This window comes from Afipia sp. GAS231, assembly GCF_900103365.1.
In the GTDB taxonomy this organism is placed as follows: domain Bacteria; phylum Pseudomonadota; class Alphaproteobacteria; order Rhizobiales; family Xanthobacteraceae; genus Bradyrhizobium.
The window spans coordinates 3,051,825-3,068,207 of the sequence record NZ_LT629703.1 but is presented as its reverse complement, the minus strand read 5'-3'; the positions used below and the strand labels follow the sequence as shown (position 1 = coordinate 3,068,207).

Here is a 16,383-nt window from a genome sequence, read left to right as displayed (position 1 = left end):
TCCGGGCCATCAGGCCCAAATGCGTTAGTCCAAACGCCTTGGCGAAAAACGCGCCCGTAGCTCAGCTGGATAGAGCACCAGACTACGAATCTGGGGGTCAGGAGTTCGAATCTCTTCGGGCGCGCCATTACTTCGCAATACGCTATTGACGCCGAGACTAGCCGTTCTCCCGATGTAAGCCGTCGCGTTGCCGGCCGCGCGGCTCGCAATCTCAATCGATCGCGCTGACGAACTAAGTGCACTGTCACCGCAATTCCGACGTGCCCGACAATTAGCAGCCGGTATCGAGCCGCTTGCAGCGATTCCTTTATGCGGCTCGCCATGGCGTCAACCGCGGAATCCAGCGCGGCACATTAGTCCGAAAGCTCTCGTACTCCGTGCCGAATGTTTGCTTGAGCGTCGGTTCTTCGATCATCACCACCCAGACATGAAAAAAAAGCCAGAGTAGCGCGCCGTACCAGAGGAGACGCCAGTCACCAAACAAAAGGGCCTGACCAAAAATGACTGCGACGACCGCGATGTAGATCGGATTTCGCACGTAGCGATAAAGGCCAGTCACTACGAGCTTTTGTGGCGGCGCGATCGGGGCGGGCGTCCCCAGCCCCTCCAGCGCAAAACGGGCAAATGAATCCACAACTCCGGGCACTCCGACGATGATCAATATACCGCCGAGGATGCGGGTTAGATCGACGCCGAAAAAAGCCGGCCGAAATTCCCAATGCGTGACCCACCAGGGGACGAAGCCTGCCAGCACCAACGGCGCAATGACGAAGAACAGAGCGGAGCCCAAGACGGCAATTGCTTTCGACATTGCGTGCTCCCCACGACCCGACAAGAATAGGTTAGCAAATCACTTTCTGCTACGAGCATTGAATGCGGCCCCACAATTAGTTGTCCCGGCCGTCGAGTTCTCTTCACCTCGCTCCTTCCCGTCCTGTCGCAATGTTAATGCAGCCAAGTCCGGTCAGCGCGTTCAGCGGTTGAATCGCGAAGGCCCAGCGAAAACGTCTCGACCAGGCCCACAGTCCAGCACATCGGGCATCCGCGTAGCGCGACGAGGGCGGCAACGCCCGCGCCCAAGGATAGCCAAGGGTGCGCGGTCTGGTGGACGATGGCCCAAGCGAGTAGCGCCGCCGCAGCTAGCCCGCGTATCAGGTGTGCGCCCAGGAAGGAGCTGCCGAACATACCCACTCCACGAAAGTAATTCATGTGCTCTCTCGTCCGTTGTCCTTTGTGCCGAGCAAATATTCGCGCACCAATGCGCGAGCGCGGCGCAGGCGGCTTTTGGCCGCTTCCCGCGTCACGCCGAGCCGCCCGGCGATTTCCCCAATCGTCAGATCCTCGAGATCTCGCAGCAGCAGCACTTCGCGATGGGACGGCGAAAGCGACTCGATCGCATTGACCAAGTCCATGCGTAACTCGTCCGGCGGGACCTTTGCGAGCTCGCGTGACTCTTCCAGGCTGGCGAGCTCCTCGACTCCGCGCATCAGCATCAGCGCCGGCAGCATGCAAAGGCGGGCGATGACGGTCACCAGCCAGCCGACGAGTGCGGCTGGACTGCGGATCGTACCCACGCGCCGGTACACGACGATGAGGGCTTCTTGCACCACATCTTCGATGACCGAGGTGCGGTGGCAAAGGCGCCGGGCGTAGCGTCGAATGTTCGGCTGCAGCGCCACCAATAGCTGTGTCAGCGCGTGCCGGTCACCCGACTGTGCCGCGAGCAAGAGATCGTCTGATACGCGCACCAAGGCGGTCACCCCTTCAGTGGCTCGCGCCCGGCGATGGCGCAGGCAGGGCAATAGCCGAACACGCCGGTGACCAGCGTCACGACACCCGCGCCGCTGAGTAGTAGCCCGAGCGGCGAAGCGTGCAGCGCAACCACGCCGCAGATGAGCATCAAGCCTCCTCCGATCAGCCTGGCCGCGCGCTCCCACCCGCCAACGTTCTTCCTATACCACATGGTTCTGTGCTCCGGTTCGTGACGCGCCGCTATGGCGCATTCACCCAGACAAGAGGGCGCAAACCCGGCGCCGGGGTCGCGGCAAAAAAAATAATTTGAGGGGGTGGCAGCTTCAGCAGGCTGGCGTGGGCGTCGGGTGCGGGCCTGGGCCGCTGAGGAACGCCGGCATCGGGTCGCCGGCCAGCAGCCATCGTTGCACGACGCCAAAGTGGTTGCCCAATACCGATCGACCATTTGGCGACCGCCCAATGACAATCACCATGGTCCAAATCCAACTGCGCGATTGCGATAATGCGATGGCGATGCTCGGAATGGCCAATGGGCCGTACCCGGGATTGATCGAAATGGCTGCTGCCATCGAAGGGCAACCGGGCCACCCGCGACATTCGAAAGACGGCCGCCCATGAGGCGTAGCGCAAAATCGCAGTCCGTCGCAGGTTATCCGGCCGGATCGCTTCGGCGGCTGCTACGTCTTATCGCCGCAGCGAAGCAATAGTGCCCATCTTCATCGGCCATGGTGCGCCATTTCGGAATACGCTATTGACGCCAAATGCCACCGTTTCTCCGCTTGAGGGCCGGCAAATTCTGGCGCGAATGAGCACGAGGTCAAACCCGCGACTCTCGGCAATGAACGCCGCCGTGTGGCCGGCCTCAATCGATCCATTGGTTGACTTGGGCAACGAGGTCGGACGGTAAGGACAAGCCGAGCGTGCTAAGTGCCGCGCGATTGACGCTCATCGTGAATTCTGTTGGGCCTGCGATCGGCAGGTCAGCCGGATTTGCACCGCGGAGAATCTTATCTACGTATTTGGCTGCACCGTAATAGCCTTCGTAGTGACCCGGACCAAGCGCCATCAACCCCCCTGCCAAGACATATTCTACATCACTGTAGACAGCCGGCAGTTTGAATTTCGCCGCTCGAACTGCAAGCGCGAAGCGCCGAGAATTGATGAAGGTGTCAACGGCGTTCACGAGTGCCTTCGCGCCGAATGCCAAGGCCTTATCGAACGCTGCATCGACATCTTCGGGCTTTCGAATGTCCAGCGATTGAACTTCGATGCCAAGTTTCTGTGCTTCCGAACGGAGCAATTCGAACTGGGGGGCGTTGTTGGCATTGTTCCCATTGAGAGCCATCGCCACTTTGTCGAGATTAGGCACTATGCGTTTGAGCATGCGCAGGCGTTCCCCGATCAACTGGGGAGCGTACATCGTCGTGCCGGTGACGTTGGTGCCCGGCCGATCCACACTTTTGACTACGCCTATGCCGACCGGATCAAAAACCGCCAACATCACGATCGGGATCGCTTTGCTCGCTTTAGCGGCGGCTACGGTAGCTGCTACGTTTGCCGCAAGGATCATATCGACCTTCCGATTGACCAAGTCGGCCATCACGCCCTGATATTCTGCGTCCAAGACGGCCTCGCGGTATTCGATGCGGATGTTTTTTTCTTCAACATAACCAAGCTCCGCCAATCCCTGCTTGAAGACATCAAGCCGTTTCGGATCGGCATTCTTGGCGGCCACATAGCCCATGACCGGCAACGTCTGAGCAGCAGTGTCGGTAATCTGAATCACCGCCAACAGTGCCGGCCAGAGCATCGCGGTACGCCAAAATGACATCAGCCATCTCCTGTGGCGTCACACCTGCAGCCCATTCAAGGCCATCGGCCATCCCGCGACAAGTCGGGAAGTGTGCGTTGGCCCATCGCCTCAACGGATTACCGACATGGCTGCAGCCGAAGGGTAACCGGCCACCCCGCGAGATCGCGCACCGGCCCGCAGCGTAGTGCAAGATCGCAGGCCGTCGCAGATTTCCCAATTGGAGCGCGTGGCCGGCGCGAGCGTCATAGCGCCGCAGCGAAGCAATAGTGCCCATCTTCATCGGCCATGGCGCGCCATTTCGGAATACGCTATTGACGCCGAGATATTCCGTTCTCCCGATGCAAGTCGTCGAGTAACCGATCCCGCGATCAAGACAGTCCCGGAATGCCGTCACGGATTGCTCCCCAATTCCTCACAAGCCGTCGACGGCTGCTTCGGACAGCGGGGTCCGGCGTCATGCTCGCGGCTCTCGGCTCTCCCCTTCGCGCCCAGCAGGGCGCGCTTGCCGGATCAGCCACCGGTTTTCCCTGGGACGAGGTTGTGGCCGCGGCGCGGAATTTCGTATCGCAGGAATCACCGGATAGCGTATGGCCCTTCGAGCGCGCGGGTGCGCAAGAGCTGGCAAAATCCGAGCGGAAAGTCTTCCTGCATTACTTCACGCCGTTCCCGCTATCGTTCGACAACAAGCCTCTCGATGACGATTATTACCGCCGGCAATATCTGGAGCGGGCCGGCGAAAACGGCAAATTCGCCCACGTCGGCGGATATTTGCGGCAGCGGCCATTGGGAGGCGGCACGTTGCCTGGAAAGCATTGGCAGGCCGTGAATGCGACGATCGATGTGCTTCGAGCCGAGAGGCTGGGGGCCGACGGCTTCGGTGTCGATCTTCAGCAGCTCGACGGCGGTCGATATTGGGACAATGCAACGGCGTTGTTCGGCGCCGCGCAGGCGACCAGGACCGGTTTCAGGATATTGATCGAGCCGGATACCGATATCATGAAGGCCATCAGCGCAGAGCAACTCGTCCAATCTCTGGTACGGCTCGCGCACCACCCGTCGGCCTATAAGCTGCCCGACGGGCGCCTGCTGCTTGCGCCTTTTGCACCGGAGGAACGGCCGGTGGCATATTGGCAAGCCGTCCTCGACGGCCTCGCGAAGGCGGGCGTACCGTCGGCGGTCCTGCCAGTGTTCAACAATCTGCGCGCCTATGCTGAGACTTTCGCGCCGATCTGCTACGGGATGTCAGAATGGGGCAACCGCGATCCTGCCAGTGTCGACGGTGATCCGGCCATCGAAGTCTGGCGCAAGCTCAAGGGCGAGCGAGCGATCTGGATGGAGGCGATCGCGCCGCAGGATGCTCAGCCCAAGACATCGATCTTTTGGGAAAGCCTCAACACGGAACTGTTTCGACGCTGCTGGATGAAGGCCATCCGGGAGAAGGCGCAATATGCGCATGTCATCACCTGGAACGATTATTCGGAAGCGACCGAGATCGAGCCGTCGAGCGGAACGCAATTTTTGTTTTATGACCTTTCCGCATACTTCATCAGCTGGTTCAAGCTGGGCCGGCCACCACGCATCATCCGTGACGCGATCTACTACTGCCACAGGCGACAGATCTTCGTTCCGGGCTCGGCACCACGGCCGGATGACAAGCCCCTGAAGCTGCTCGGGCGCGGCCCGGTGCAGAACCGCGTCGAGATGATCGCCTTGTTGACTCGTCCCGCGACGCTGGAGATTCGCCAGGGCGATACGGTGCAGCGGTCAGATGCGCCCGCCGGGCTTGCAGTCCTGGACGCGCCCGCGCGTTTCGGCCGGCCCATTATGCGCATCTTGCGCGATGGCAAGACCGTCGCAGAGAAAGTGAGCGACTGGGAGATCGCGGATCATCCGCAAGCCGAGGATCCACTTTATGTCGGAGGATCGAGCAATCGCTCGTTCGTCAAGGGCGGAGATTGGCATCAAAAGTAGTCCCGACCAGGTCTACGCGGCTGCGCCGGCGCGTTGCGGGCGGCGCAGCGCATGGAGCGCGTCAACAACGGCGGGGAGAATGGCGCGTAGCGCTTTACATTCAGCCAGGACGCCCTAGCTGAATTCGTACAACATCGCAGCCAGTCGCACTCTTGCCGATTGGAGCGGACGGTAGGCATCGACATCATAGTGCCACGGCGAAGCAATATTGCCCATCTTCATCGGCCGTGGCGCGCCATTTCGGTACGAGACTGGGCACTCCAAAAGCCGCCGATTTTGCGCTTGATGCGGCGACGAGCGTGCGCAGCGGTTCGCTTTTCGAACCCATGATGCGAACTTCTTTCGTCTTCGATGCGTTGGGTCAGCGCGCACAAGCAGTCGCGACGATAGCCGCCCGTCTCGGTGCGCTAGCGGGCCTGGTTGGCGAAAGGAAGGGCTGCCAACTGAGGCGGCCTCTTTGGTTCTCAGTTGTGCTTCACCTCGGTCATCACGGGCTGGTCCTTGGCCTTGATCCGTATAACTAGCGTTGAAGTGCGGCAGCGCATCTCGCTCACCGCGACCTTCGAAGGCGAGTTCTCGGACGTCACGTCGTCCTGCGCCGGAAGGGGTGTTGCTCGGTATTATTGGTAGCGGTCGATGCGGGTTTGATGAAGCCGAAATGCGTATTTCCCGCTTCTGAGAGCAGCGGGACCGCCGTGTCATCGGAGCCGCCGGGCAGCGTCGGGTTTGGCGTTAAGATTTCGTTAACCATAAGGTTTGAGACTGATTCGTACCGGTTTGAGCATCCCCACAAGAACGCGCGGAGTGGATTGCCATGTTGGACGCGGTCATCACCATTTCGATCACTGCCACGCTATCGATATTTGTTATTCGGTTAGGCGTGCAAATGTGGCTCGACAGCACTTGCGACATCTATTCGAGCCTGCCCAAATGGCTCTTGCGGTTTGCAAATCGAACGTAACCGCTGCCATGATCGGCGGAACGCGGGCATGAGCGAGGCGGCCCAACAAGGCCGTCATTCCATATGAAAATCGTATCGCATCATCCCCTTTTCGATATTTGACCTGCTGGTCACAAAATGCATTTTGGCTGAATGCAGGAAGCAAAGGGAGGCGATCCGACGCCGGCACGAGGTTCTTTGACTTATCGTGCCCCCGCCTCCGTGCCGGTTTGCCCGCCGTTGCAGTTCGCCAGGCAGTCATATGGTCAAATGTCGTTCCGTGCGCGCGGCGACGGAGAGACGGTGGTTTTTCTGCATGGCCTGCTTGGCAGTTCCAAAAGCTGGGCGTTCCAGTTTGACCACTTCTCCCGCAACTATCGGATGATGGCGTGGGATGCCCCGGGGTTTGGGCAATCCGATATGGTTGCAGCCTCGATCGGCGCATATGTCGAAGCGTTGCGGGAGTTTATTGCAAACATCGGTCAGCCAAAGATTTCACTCGTCGGACATTCGATGGGTGGAGCGGTTGCCGCGTGTTTTGCCGCAACGTTTCCGGAACTGGTTTCACGTCTCGTGCTGTCGTGTTCACACGCTGGATATGGCGATCCCCCGACAGCGCCGATGCCGGCGAAGTTCGAGCAGCGGATGCGCGAGTTCAAGGAAATCGGTCCCGTTGGTTACGGAGTGAACCGGGCGCGGGGGCTGCTGCCCGATTCGGCTTCAGCCTGTGTGTTCGACTACGCAGCCGAGATTGCCTCCGAGACCAATCCGGAAGGCCTGCGTCGGGCGACGCGGATGTTGCAGCTTGCCGACAATCGTCCGCTGTTGCCCAAACTCAAAATGCCGGTTCTCATTCTGACCGGCGAACTGGATACCGACGTTCAGCCGAGACTGAAGGCTGATCTGCTCAGGCTGACACCGGCGACAAGACATGTCGAAATGCCACGTCTCGGCCACGCTCCCTATTTCGAGGCGCCGGAATACTACAATGGTCTGATCGACGACTTCCTGTCGGGAAAATAGCGCAAACAAGGAGCCACGCTTGTTGGGTCTTCTGATTGGTATTGCGGTCATTGCCGTTGCCGCGACGATGATCGTCCGGAACTATCAGCCGCAAACCGTTTTGCTCGTGGCCGGGTTGATCCTGTTGGCATTGACCTCGCTGCTCTTTCCCGACCATTCCATCTTGTATCAGAAGGCCAAATCAACCGGGTTCAAGGGATTTGACGTCTTCGCCTTCGTCAAGGAATCGCTGATCACGCAGATGAGCGGGATCGGATTGATCATCATGGCCTCGGCGGCATTCGCCGACTACATGGACCACGTTGGCGCAACCGCGACCATGGTGCGGTTCTGCATCAAGCCGCTCAGGCTGATCAAGGCGCCGTATCTCATCCTGGCGTCAGGTTACGTTCTCGGCCAATGCCTTCACGTCGCGATCCCGAGTGCCGCCGGGCTGGCGATGCTGTTGCTGGTCACGTTTTTTCCGATGATGGTTTCGCTTGGCGTCAGCAAACCGGCCGCCGCGGCGATGATTGCGCTTTGCTCGTTCATGGATCTCGGGCCAGCCGTGGGGACGGCAAACCTTGCCGCCAAAACGGCTGGTATCCCGCCGGCGGTGTATTTCGTTCGGGATCAGATTCCGGTCGCCGTATGGGTCATAGCGGTCGTCGCGATCCTGCTGTTTTTTTCTGCCCGGTATTTTGACAGGAGGGGTGACGGCAGCATCTTTGGAGCGCAGCCCGAATCTGCAACAGGCGAACAGGTGCGCCATGATGCTCCCGGCTTTTATGCCTTGCTGCCGCTGGTTCCGATCACGCTGATTCTGGTGTTCAGTCCGCTCCTCGTCGACGGGGTGACGATGGATGTGGTCACCGCGATGGTGCTTGGCTCCGTCGTGGGCCTGGTCTGCGAACTGCTCGTCAAACGCGACGTCCGGACGGCCTTCAGGGGTTTCCAGGTGTTCTTCAACAGCATCGGATCGAGCTTCGCCAGTGTGGTGTCCTTGCTGGTCTGTGCGGATGCGTTTGCGCAGGGCCTCGAGGTCGTAGGCGCAGTGGGCTACATGATCGAGTCGGTGCGCAATGCGGGCTTCGGCGTCGATGCGATGGCCGTCATCATGACGTTGATGGTCGGTGTGACCGCGATGATCACCGGCTCCGGCGTGGCGGCTTTCTTTGCATTCTCGGGCCTGGCTCCCGGCATCGCGACTAATTTCGGGGTCAGCGCGGTCACCATGGTTCTTCCCATGCAATTGATGGCCGGAATGGGACGAGCCATTTCGCCGGTGTCCGGCGTCATCATTGCGGTCAGCAAGGCCGGAGAATGCCTGCCGTTCGAAATCGTCAGGCGCACCCTCATCCCGTCAATCGGCGGGATGGTCACGATGATGCTGGTCAACTATCTCCGGAACGGATGATTGCGAGGGGAGCCGCCCGGTATGGCGGCGGACTCACACGTCAGTTCGAACGCTCGTCCTTGGCCAGCTTTCGACTGAGCTCGATGAAATCGGTAACGAACGGCCGCACCTCGCCGCGCCGGTAGACAAGGGTCAGCGGTGCGACCAGCGACGGCGCATCCAATATCGGGCAATAGACGATGCCCTCCTGTCGGATTTCCCGGATCGAGGCGGGTACCAGCGAAATGCCCACGCCGGCGGCGACCAGGTTCATGCTGGTCAGCATCTGTTCCACCTCGGCGATAACAAGTGGTTCGAAGCCGGCCTTGTGGCAGGCTTCAACGACATTGCCGTACATGCCCGGAGCGGCATGGCGGCGCACCAGAATCAACCGCTCGCCGGCCAGCGCGCGCAGCGGGATTGGCGCGTTCGTGCCCGAAGCCGTGCGGCTAACCAGCGGATGGCCGGCCGGCAGTGCGATCAACATGTTCTCCCGTGCCAATTCCTTGAAAACCAGATCCGCCGGTCGCGCCACGGCCGCACGTATGACCGCCACCTGCACCTCCTCACGAAGCAGGGCTTCGGTCAGACCGGCCGCACTGTTGGCGTGGATGTCGAGCGACACCGCGGCGTGACTATCGGCGTAGGCACGCAACGTGCGCGTCACGCCAGGGTGCAGCGACGCCGAAGTGGTCAGCCCGATCGCGATCCGGCCGCGCTGGCCCATCGAAGCGGAGCGCGCGCGCGCGATGGCGCGCTCGACACCGCTCAACACCGCGCGCGCTTCCTCCAGGAATCCTTCGCCTGCCGGAGTCAGCTCCACGCCTCGCGGCACGCGGGTGAACAACTTGGTGCCCAACTCGCTCTCCAGCGCCCGGATCTGCTGACTGAGCGGAGGCTGCTGCAAGCCGAGCCGCGCCGCCGCACGCGTAATATGCCGCTCTTCGGCGACGACCAGGAAATATCGGAGATGACGCAATTCCACGTGTCGACCTCATCATATGTCAGACGTATGCAATATGTAGTTATTATATATTTTACAACTGCTCTTCCGTTCGAATAGATCCAAAGATGGGTACGTAGACGACCCTGGGTGAAAGTGTGGGGAGGGGAAGCTATGCCGATTTATTGGAGGCGAGCTGGACTGTGTGTGTGCCGTGCCGAACTAGCTGCGGCCGCGCTGGCCGTGACGTCGGTTCTGGCGGGGAGCCCCGCGATCGCGCAAACGGCCGCCAATCCGATCGAGCTCCTGTTCGTCGGCAACAGTTTCACGCACGGCAAATACCCGCCCGCACTCAACTACAATGCCGGCACTGCCGCTTCCGTGGGGGATCCGAGCGTCGTTCACGACTTGAATTGCCCGGCGGCAACCGCCTCCGGGCCGTGCACCTCGGGCGCCGAGGCGGTTGCTCGCGTGGTTCCGACATCGGCCACTGTCCCCGGGGCCAACCTGACGGCGCAACTGAACTATCTGCAAGCCAATCCGTCGGCTGCTTACACCGAGGTTGGGCCGTACTCCGGTGTGGCCGGTGTCTTCCTGCAATTCACCAAGGAAGCCGGGCTGCATTACGACGTCTCGCTCGTCTCGGTCTCAAGCGCCACGCTGACGGGCTTTCTCAACAATACCGGCGGCGAAGCCGGCATGCTTTCGCTGATTGCGAATTCAAAGTGGAACCAGGTCGTCATGCAGGACCAGAGTTTTCGGCCGCTGCCGACGACGGTGACGGTCAACGGTGTGAGCGTGGCGACGCGCGGCAACCCTGCCGGCTTTCAGTCCGGCGCGACCGGTTTGATCAACGCCATCGACGCCGCTGACGCGGCGGGCAGCAAGGCCAACGCCGCCATCACTCTGGAACAGACCCAGCCGCTGGCCTCCTATGGCTACACCAGCAGCAACCCGAATGCGCCGATCTTCGGCAGCAGCACGGTCGCGCAACAAGGCGGCAACCCGGCTTATGCGCCCTATGTCGGCGCCGCCAACCCGATGCAGCAGATGGCCGGCGATCTGCACAACGCCTATTTGAACGAAGCCACCTCGTATAATTCCGCGAATCCGACCAAGTCGCACGTCGGCGTCGCGTTTTCCGGCGATTCTTGGGTGAGCGCGATGAATCTCGGCATCGCCGTCACGAATCCGTATCTGACGACCAATTCGCCCAAGCTGGTCAATCTCTGGGACAGCGATCCGCTGACGGGGTGCTGCACCACGCCGATCGGCTACCATCCCAGCGCCCATGGCGCCTATCTCGATGCGCTCACGCTGTTCTACAAGATCACCGGCATGGACCCGGTGCTGATGGAGGCCGAGTTCAATGCCAACAATCCGTTGTTCCAGTCATCGGCGGCGCATGCGCTCGGCATCTCGGCGAACGACGCGCAACTGCTGGCGATCGCCGCCGCCGACACGGTTCGCTCCGGTGGGCCGGTGTCGTCGTTCGAACTGCAAGTCGGCACCATCTGGGCTTCGCTCGGCAGCAGCGCCGGCTTGCTCAAGGACGGTCCGGGCCTCGTGACGTTGATGGGCCAGAACACCTACACCGGCGCCACCACCATCACCGGTGGCGTGCTCGCGGTGAATGGCTCGATCGCGTCGTCCAGCCTGACGACGGTGGGCACCGGCGCGGCACTGACCGGCAATGGCACGGTCGGCAACACCACCGTCAGCAGCGGTGGCTTGTTCGCCCCCGGCAATGGAACGGCAGCATCGTCGATGGTGGTCGCCGGCAATCTCGCCTTCCAGTCCGGCGCGCTCTATCTGGTGCAGCTCAATGAGACGACGGCTTCGTTCGCGAACGTCACCGGCACGGCCACCTTGGGCGGCGCCACCGCGAACATCGTGTTCGCCGGCACTTCACTCCTGAAGCAGTACACCCTCCTGTCCGCGGCGGGCGGCGTATCCGGATCATTTGGTTCGCTGAACACCAACCTGGCCCCGAACGTTCAGGCCGCGCTGAGCTACGATGCCACTCATGCCTTCCTCAACGTGAACCTGAATTTCGCGGCTTCCGGCGGCCTCACCGGCAACCAGCAGGCTGTCAGCAACGCACTTGCCAGCTTCTTCAACGGCAATGGCAGCCTGCCGCTGGTTTTCGCCACGCTGTCCCCAAGCAGTCTGGCGCAAGCCTCGGGCGAGACTGGCGCCGGCTCGCAGCAGACCACCTTCAATGCGATGACGCAGTTCATGGGGATCATCAACGACCCCACCATCGGCGGCCGCGGCGGTGTCGCGGGCGGGACAACAGGCGCGCCTGCCTTTGCGGGCGATGACCGGGCAAATGCCTATGCCGCGAAGGGACGCGAGCCTGGCGCCACCGCGCGCGACGCCTATGCCATGTTTACGAAAGCGCCGCTGCGTGAGAATTATGACCCGCGCTGGAGCGTGTGGGCGGCGGGCTTTGGCGGATCGCAGACCACCGACGGGAACGCGGCGCTCGGGTCGAACAATACGACCAGCAGCATCTTTGGCACGGCGGTCGGTGCTGACTACCGCTTCTCGCCCGACACGTTCGCCGGCTTCGCGCTGGCCGGCGGCGGCACCAATTTCAGTGTCGCCAATGGAGGCTCTGGCCGCTCCGACCTGTTCCAGGCCGGCGCCTTCGTCCGCCACACTGTCGGCCCGGCCTACATCTCCGGCGCGGTGGCCTATGGCTGGCAGGATGTCACGACGAACCGCATCGTGACGATTGCAGGCATCGATCGCCTGCGCGCGGAGTTCGACGCCAATGCCTGGTCCGGCCGCGTTGAGGGCGGTTACCGTCTTGTCGCGCCTTGGGCTGGAGGCATCGGCATCACGCCTTACGCGGCCGCACAGTTCACGACCTTCGATCTGCCCGCCTACGCCGAACAGGTGGTGTCCGGCGCCAATACCTTCGCGCTTGCCTACGGTTCGAAGAGCGTGACGGACACGCGTTCGGAACTCGGCATCCGCACCGACAAATCCTTTGCGATGCCGGACTCGGTGCTCACCCTGCGCGGGCGCTTCGCCTGGGCGCATGATTACAATCCCGACCGCTCGATCGCGGCGACCTTCCAGGCACTGCCCGGGGCCTCCTTCGTCACGGGCGGCGCGGCGCAGGCCAAGGATGCCGCACTCACCACGGCTTCCCTCGAGCGCAAATGGACCAACGGCTTCTCGCTCGCCGGCACTTTCGAAGGCGAGTTTTCCAACGTCACCCGCAGCTATGCCGGCAAGGGCGTGGCACGGTATTCGTGGTGAAAGGGCGACGCTGGAGGTGCGGGGTCACGCACTCTTCGGCCGAAACGCGACGATGGATCCGGTTGGCTCTTCTGCGCGCATCGCCGCCTCGATGGCCTTTGCAAGCGCAGCCTGGTCGAATGGCTTTGATAAACGCGGCAGGCTGGATCGCGTGTCGCTGGGAAGCTCCGCGTATCCCGTGCTCAGGAGGATGACCGTCCCGGGACGCTCGGCTGCGACCGCGCTGGCAAGCTGCAGTCCGGTCATGCCAGGCATGGCATAGTCGGTAACAATCAGGTCGACGGTGCGCGTGCGGCGGAGCAAAGCCAGCGCCTCCTCGCCCGAGCGCGCCTCGACCACGGTGTGCCCAAGATCCTCCAGCATCGCTGCCGTGTTCTCGAGCACCAGCAGGTCGTCGTCGACGACAAGCACGGAAAGCCGCCGGCTGGCCCGAGGCGGGGGTACAGGCGCTTCCGCGCGCAGGTCTGGCACCGCGGTCTCCCGGGCTATCGGCAGCCAGATGTCGGCTGTCGTGCCTTCTCCAGGACGGCTCTTCAATACCAGCCTGCCACCGGACTGCTCGGCAAGTCCGTGGACCATGGACAGGCCGAGGCCGGTGCCTTTGCCGACGCCTTTGGTCGTAAAGAACGGCTCCTGAGCGTGCTTGAGGGTCTCATCGTCCATGCCGCAGCCGGTGTCGCTTACCGAGAGCGCAACATAACCGCTGGTCGGAAGGCCGCCATCGTCCTTCTCCTCGCGAGCGGCGATGGTGATCTGGCCACCGCCCGGCATCGCGTCACGCGCGTTGACCGCCAGGTTGAGGATAGCCAGTTCGAGCTGGTTGGCGTCGACCTTCACCTTTGGCAGGTCCATCGGAAACAGCGTCTCGACACGAATGCCGGCCTCGAATTTCAACAGTGACGCCATGCCGAGCACCAATTCGCGGACATCGACGACCGCGGGCCTGAGATCCTGTTTGCGCGCGAAGGCCAGCATGCGCTGGGTCAGGGAGGCGCCCCGCATTGCGCCCTGCATCGCGTTGTCCACCAGGCGCTGGATCTTCGGATCGCCCGACGGCAGCCGCTTCTTCAAAATCTCGAGGCTGCCGAGAACGGCGGCGAGCAGGTTGTTGAAATCGTGGGCTACGCCGCCGGTGAGCTGGCCGATGGTCTCCATCTTCTGCGACATCATCAGCGCTTCCCGCGCCCGATCCAGTGCTTCCTGCGCCCGTTTCTTTTCGCTGACATCGCGCACGATGTTCGCAAAGCCGGCGATTGCGCCGCTTTCGTTCCTTACCGCGACGATGGTTGCCTCGGCCCAGAAGTGGCTGCCGTCCTTGCGCACACGCCAGCCTTCGATCGCGGATTTTCCCTCCTGCTCGGCCTCAACGAGCGCGCGCGCGGGCGCCCCGGCCGCGCAATCTTCCTTGGTATGAAAGATCGTGTAGCTGGTCCCGACGATGTCATCGCCATAGCCCATCAGCCGGCGTGCGCCGAGGTTCCAGTTTCCCACGCGCCCGTCCGGCTCGAGCATGAAGATCGCGTGGTCGACGATACCCTCCACGAGGAGCCGAAAGCGTTCTTCGCTGCGCCGCAGCGCGTTGGCTTCGCGGTGGGCGCGTTCGGCGGATGCCCTGTCATAGACGGCGGCGGTGATCCCGAAGCTCAGGATCACAATGGTGGTGCCGGCGAGCAGGAAGGCCAGCGGCGCTTGCCCCACTCCGAGATGTTCTGCCTGCCCTGCCATGGGGATCGTCGGCATGAACATGGCGCCTACCATCGCGGCGTAATGCATGCCGGAGATCGCAAGACCCATCACCAGTCCCGCGAACAGCCGCTGGACCGCACTGGTGTTGCGAAAGGCGAGCCAGAGCGCCACGACCGACGCACCGATCGCGATCGCGAGCGAGAGTGCAACCCACCAGGGATCGTACTTGATGAAGGCCGCCATTCGCATCGCGGCCATGCCGGTATAGTGCATGCCGGAAATACCAAGCCCCATCGCGAAGCCCGACGCGAGCAGCGCCTGTGGGCGCCGTCCGACAACGGCAAATGCGGCAGCGGCGACGACAATGGGAATGACGAGCGAGAGGGCGGTCAGGAATGGATCGTACGAGATCTCGGTTCCGGGCAGGCTGAAGGCCAGCATGCCGACAAAATGCATCGACCAGATGCCGCCGCCCATGGCAATCGCAGCGGCCGCGAGCCAGGCCCGGCGGGCCCTCCCGGACGCGGCCCGCATCCGGGTCGCGAGATCCAGCGCGGAATAGGAGGCGAGTGCCGCGATCAGTATCGATAGCGCGACCAGAACGGGATCATGAAGAGCCGTATGGTGGTGCATTTTCGGCCGACGCTAGTCGAATGCGGATTCGTGTTTGCGCAAATTGTCCTCCCCTGCGATGCCGAAATCGTCCCCGGCACCAAGATTGTTCCCGCCAGACATGACGCATCCATGACGGCTGCGTCATCCGCCCCCTTCGTTGGTTGAGAATCAGTAAGCAAGAGCACCCGCCGGCAACCTGTACTGCAAAGATGGCAGCAAGTCGGCCGATTCCCGCACAAGGTGCAAGATGGTGCCTGCCCGTCACCACCCGCTTGCTCATTCTTTCACCGCCAGAAAGATCGAGCCGGTCCGCAAGGAAACGCTCTGCAATGCTGCCATTGCCGCCACATATGTCGTTTTTAGATGCAAACGGTAAGCGAAGAATTGAAATGACGGCGCGAATTGAATGCACTGTCACGGCAATTCGCTATCCGTAATTCCAGCACGGTGTCCGGCCATCGCTGGCCGCCATCGCTTGCGGTCGCGGCTGCCAACCACATTGGCCGTTCAGTCCGCGGCTACGGCGATCAATCTCGCCAATCGCGAAGGGGCCGCCAGAACAACTGGTGCGCCTCGTAGTCGACGACGCCGGGATCGAGGCCGATGTCGCGGAGCGTCCGCGCGTCGAGGCTGGCGAGTTCGCAGCGCCCCGCGCGGCGGCGGCGCCACTCGCGCAGCGTCGCGACGATCACGTCCAGTACCTGGCTCCAGCCCGCGCGCGGCGCCACGACCGGGCCGGAAACCGCAGCCACCGGCTCGTGCCTGGTTGATGTCCGCAGGGCCGAACCTTGCATCGGCGCTCGGTCCCGAAGCTTGGGCGCGGTGATCGGCTGACGGTGCTCTGACAACAGTGTCGACATGGCTTTCTCCTTTTCCGTTGCTTTTTCAGTATGTTAGCTCATGGTCCCCGACCAGTGACGGCGTCGGCGATGGCTGTCCCGGTTATACGCCGCCATACCTGACAGCATGTGTCAGGTATTTCTGCTAGGCTG

The 16,383-nt window shown here is 62.0% G+C and carries 12 protein-coding genes, 1 tRNA gene and 1 pseudogene; 5 read left to right on the top strand and 9 right to left on the bottom strand.

The annotated features are described in order from the left end of the window. Positions 1-50 precede the first annotated feature (50 nt). Positions 51-127 (top strand) — tRNA-Arg (locus BLS26_RS14545). Positions 128-307: 180 nt separating this feature from the next. On the opposite strand, the gene BLS26_RS14540 is transcribed toward BLS26_RS14545, so the two are convergent. The 5 genes from BLS26_RS14540 to BLS26_RS14520 form a co-directional block, all read right to left on the bottom strand. Continuing rightward, on the bottom strand, positions 308-811 hold the full coding sequence (locus BLS26_RS14540; RefSeq protein ID WP_092512154.1) for an isoprenylcysteine carboxylmethyltransferase family protein: 504 nt from the start codon (positions 809-811) through the stop codon (positions 308-310). 394 nt (positions 812-1,205) lie between these two features. After that, positions 1,206-1,748, bottom strand: a complete 543-nt coding sequence (locus BLS26_RS14530; protein ID WP_244541992.1) for an RNA polymerase sigma factor — start codon at positions 1,746-1,748, stop codon at positions 1,206-1,208. A gap of 8 nt (positions 1,749-1,756) precedes the next feature. Continuing rightward, positions 1,757-1,963 carry a DUF2892 domain-containing protein gene (locus tag BLS26_RS14525; protein WP_092512150.1) on the bottom strand — a complete coding sequence of 69 codons (207 nt, stop codon included), beginning with the start codon at positions 1,961-1,963 and terminating at the stop codon, positions 1,757-1,759. A 112-nt stretch (positions 1,964-2,075) separates the two neighbouring features. Then, a complete protein-coding gene (locus BLS26_RS35725; RefSeq protein ID WP_157676450.1) occupies positions 2,076-2,321 on the bottom strand; it encodes a hypothetical protein in 246 nt (81 codons plus the stop codon). A gap of 293 nt (positions 2,322-2,614) precedes the next feature. After that, a complete protein-coding gene (locus BLS26_RS14520; RefSeq protein WP_092512145.1) occupies positions 2,615-3,583 on the bottom strand; it encodes an ABC transporter substrate-binding protein in 969 nt (322 codons plus the stop codon). A gap of 438 nt (positions 3,584-4,021) precedes the next feature. Here BLS26_RS14520 and BLS26_RS14515 point away from each other — a divergent pair, with 438 nt between their 5' ends. From BLS26_RS14515 to dcuC, 3 genes are all read left to right on the top strand, one after another. After that, the gene (locus BLS26_RS14515; protein WP_157676449.1) at positions 4,022-5,536 is read left to right on the top strand and encodes an endo-1,3-alpha-glucanase family glycosylhydrolase; all 1,515 of its coding nucleotides are present in this window, start codon (positions 4,022-4,024) and stop codon (positions 5,534-5,536) included. Between the two features lie 1,093 nt (positions 5,537-6,629). Further along, complete coding sequence (locus BLS26_RS14510) at positions 6,630-7,499, top strand: alpha/beta fold hydrolase (RefSeq protein WP_092512141.1); 870 nt, start codon at positions 6,630-6,632, stop codon at positions 7,497-7,499. Between the two features lie 19 nt (positions 7,500-7,518). Then, a complete protein-coding gene (gene dcuC, locus BLS26_RS14505; RefSeq protein ID WP_092512139.1) occupies positions 7,519-8,895 on the top strand; it encodes a C4-dicarboxylate transporter DcuC in 1,377 nt (458 codons plus the stop codon). Positions 8,896-8,935: 40 nt separating this feature from the next. Here dcuC and BLS26_RS14500 read toward each other — a convergent pair whose 3' ends face one another. Together BLS26_RS14500 and BLS26_RS37235 are read right to left on the bottom strand one after the other, a co-directional pair. Next, positions 8,936-9,733, bottom strand: a complete 798-nt coding sequence (locus BLS26_RS14500; protein WP_244541942.1) for a LysR substrate-binding domain-containing protein — start codon at positions 9,731-9,733, stop codon at positions 8,936-8,938. Next, positions 9,734-9,859 (bottom strand): annotated as a pseudogene (locus tag BLS26_RS37235) (LysR family transcriptional regulator); the annotation flags it as partial. Between the two features lie 165 nt (positions 9,860-10,024). Here BLS26_RS37235 and BLS26_RS14495 point away from each other — a divergent pair. After that, a complete protein-coding gene (locus BLS26_RS14495; protein WP_244541941.1) occupies positions 10,025-13,090 on the top strand; it encodes an autotransporter domain-containing protein in 3,066 nt (1,021 codons plus the stop codon). A 24-nt stretch (positions 13,091-13,114) separates the two neighbouring features. Here the strand turns inward: BLS26_RS14495 and BLS26_RS14490 are convergent, their stop codons facing one another. Then, positions 13,115-15,409: an MHYT domain-containing protein gene (locus BLS26_RS14490; protein WP_092512135.1), complete on the bottom strand. Its 2,295-nt coding sequence runs from the start codon at positions 15,407-15,409 to the stop codon at positions 13,115-13,117. A 509-nt stretch (positions 15,410-15,918) separates the two neighbouring features. Next, positions 15,919-16,251 carry a DUF1127 domain-containing protein gene (locus BLS26_RS14485; RefSeq protein WP_092512133.1) on the bottom strand — a complete coding sequence of 111 codons (333 nt, stop codon included), beginning with the start codon at positions 16,249-16,251 and terminating at the stop codon, positions 15,919-15,921. Positions 16,252-16,383 lie beyond the last annotated feature (132 nt).